The organism is Puniceibacterium antarcticum (assembly GCF_002760615.1).
GTDB lineage: Bacteria > Pseudomonadota > Alphaproteobacteria > Rhodobacterales > Rhodobacteraceae > Puniceibacterium > Puniceibacterium antarcticum.
In genome coordinates this window covers 1-2,370 of the sequence record NZ_AWWI01000001.1, presented here as the reverse complement: position 1 = coordinate 2,370, position 2,370 = coordinate 1, and the positions used below count along the sequence as shown (strand labels likewise).

The 2,370-nt window shown below is 59.2% G+C and carries 3 pseudogenes; all 3 read right to left on the bottom strand.

Annotated elements, in window-relative coordinates:
* Nucleotides 1-213: 213 nt before the first annotated feature.
* Nucleotides 214-1,236: pseudogene (tnpC, locus tag P775_RS00015) on the bottom strand (IS66 family transposase); the annotation flags it as partial.
* Between the two features lie 26 nt (nt 1,237-1,262).
* Nucleotides 1,263-1,871 (bottom strand): annotated as a pseudogene (locus tag P775_RS00010) (integrase core domain-containing protein); the annotation flags it as partial.
* Nucleotides 1,799-2,304: pseudogene (locus tag P775_RS00005) on the bottom strand (IS66 family transposase); the annotation flags it as partial. The pseudogenes P775_RS00010 and P775_RS00005, both read right to left, overlap by 73 nt.
* Nucleotides 2,305-2,370: the final 66 nt, after the last annotated feature.

Genomic DNA, 2,370 nt, shown 5'->3' with positions numbered 1-2,370 from the left:
CTACAGTTTTGGTGGGATCGATAAGGAAAATCAGTGGTTTCTGACTTGTTCAGGGCCAACTACTGAGGGCTCTTTTGGTCCTGTTGTTTATGTGCCTGTCACGGGCGCATAAAGCGCGATCAACGCCTTCACGAACCGATCAATAGCAGTGCAAATCGCCGCGTAGGCGTTGTTCAACGTCGACTAAGCGTAACCGCTCCATTGGGACCGCGGTTATGCTGCCTGGTTGATCGGCATGGCGATCTGTGCCCAGTTCCACGGCAGCAGGTCATCCAGTCGGTTGATCTTGTGATCATGGATGCGGTCGAGGATGTCAGCGAGATAGGCCTGCGGATCGAGGCCGTTCAGCTTGGCTGTTTCAATGATGGTCATGGCGCGTGCAAGTGTTTCCGCACCGGTGTCAGCTCCGGCGAACAGCCAGTTCTTTCTGCCGATGGCAATCGGGCGCAGAGCGCGTTCCGCCGGATTATTGTCGATGGCAACACGGCCGTCTGTCAGGAACAAGCTGAAGGCCTCACGGCGATTGAGACCATAGCGGAAAGCCTTGGCGAGATTGCCCTTGCCCGGAATGCGCAGGAGCTGCTGCTCGGACCACGCAAAGAAAGCCATAACTTTGGGCAGGCTATGTTTTTGACGTGCCGCGTGACGGACGTCCGCAGGCTGGCCATTGATGTCGCGCTCGATGTCATAGAGTTTGCCGATCCGGTCAAGCGCCTTCCGGGCGATCTCGGACTTGGTCGATGTCCAGAAGTCGTGGAAGTCACGGCGCAAGTGCGCCCAACAGGCCGCCTCGCGTAAACGGGGGGTGCCGTCAGGCTCTGGCTCGTAAAGCTTAGCATAGCCCTTGTAGCCATCCGCCTGAAGGATACCGCGGGCGTCGGCCAGATGGTTCAAGACATGCTCTTCCTTCCAGTCCCGGGCAAAGTAATAGATCGCCCCGGGCGGGGCTGATCCAGCCCACGGGCGCTGGTCACGCACATAGGCCCAGATCCGGCCCTGTCTGACGCCTTTACCCAGTCCCTTGTCGCGCATGCTGCGATCCAGCACACTGATCGGCGTGTCATCTGCGTGCAGCAGGTCGCTGCCCATGATGTTAGCCTCTATCCGTTCGATCAGCGGCGACAGGGTCTTCATAGCCCGCCCGCACCAGCCCACAAGGGTGGTCTCGGGAATGTCCGCGCCCATGCGGGCAAAGATCTCGTGCTGGCGATACAAGGGAAGATGATCGTCAAACTTGACCTGCCCCCCCGTTCGTCCCTCGTTCATAACGAGAGTCCTTGGGTTTGATAGTCGTCGGTTTCGGGTGTGGCAAGCGCGCCGGGCGCGGTGCCATCAATCAGCTCAAGCGCGCGGCGCGCTTCTGCTGGGGTCTTATTGCCGAGCGATGAATGCGGCCTGACATTGTTGTAATCGTAGCGCCAGATAGCCAGCGTTCGGCGTGCATCGGCCAGGCTGTCGAAGATTTCCTCGTTGAGGCATTCGTCGCGCAAGCTGCCGTTGAATGACTCGATGTAACCATTCTGCTGCGGCTTGCCGGGATAGATGTAACGCCATGCGACCTTGTTGTCGTTTGCCCATTTCAGGATGGCCTTGCTGGTGAACTCCGTTCCGTTGTCGGAAACTATACACGCGGGTTTCCCATAGATCCGGACCAGCGCATCCAACTCCCGTGCGACCCTGGCCCCGGAGATGCTGGTGTCGGGGACCAGGCATAGGTTTTCGCGGCAGCAATCGTCATTGACCGCCAGGATGCGGAATTTGCGACAGGCCCCGAAAGTGTCGGACAGGAAGTCCAGGGAACCACCTTCATTTGCGCCGCAATCATGTCCAGCAGTTCGCTGACATCCTCGCCCACGACACGTAGGCCGCCGCCACAGTCGGGGCAGCACGCGCCAGGATCAAGTGCGGCGTTCCCGCGGGGTCGCATCAGAAACACGTGGTCGGCGGCGCAGTGCGGGCGCAGAGGGATCATCCGCAGCCGGTTCGTCCTGACCTTCGTCGATGGGCGCTTCATCGCCCTCGGCCACGGCAAGCAGCAAGTCTACGAGCGCCAGTTCAAGCTGCTCGATCTCGCGCTCGATCTTTTCGGATGACTTGCCGAAGGCCAGCTTCTGCACCTTGGCGATCCGCAGGCGTCACGCCAGAGGCGTGCAATCAGAGTGCGCACCTGTGGTGCGACGCCTGAACGAGCTGGTCGTGGACCCGCAATGTCGCCGAGATCTTGGCGTTTTCCGCCTGCAAAGCAGTGATCATCGCCTTCAATATGGCGGGATCATCGGGGAGATTTTGCGTTACATTCGACATGCATCTTTATACCACGCGGCACGTGATGGCGCCATAAAAACAGGGCTTTTTGGCTTATATAATCAG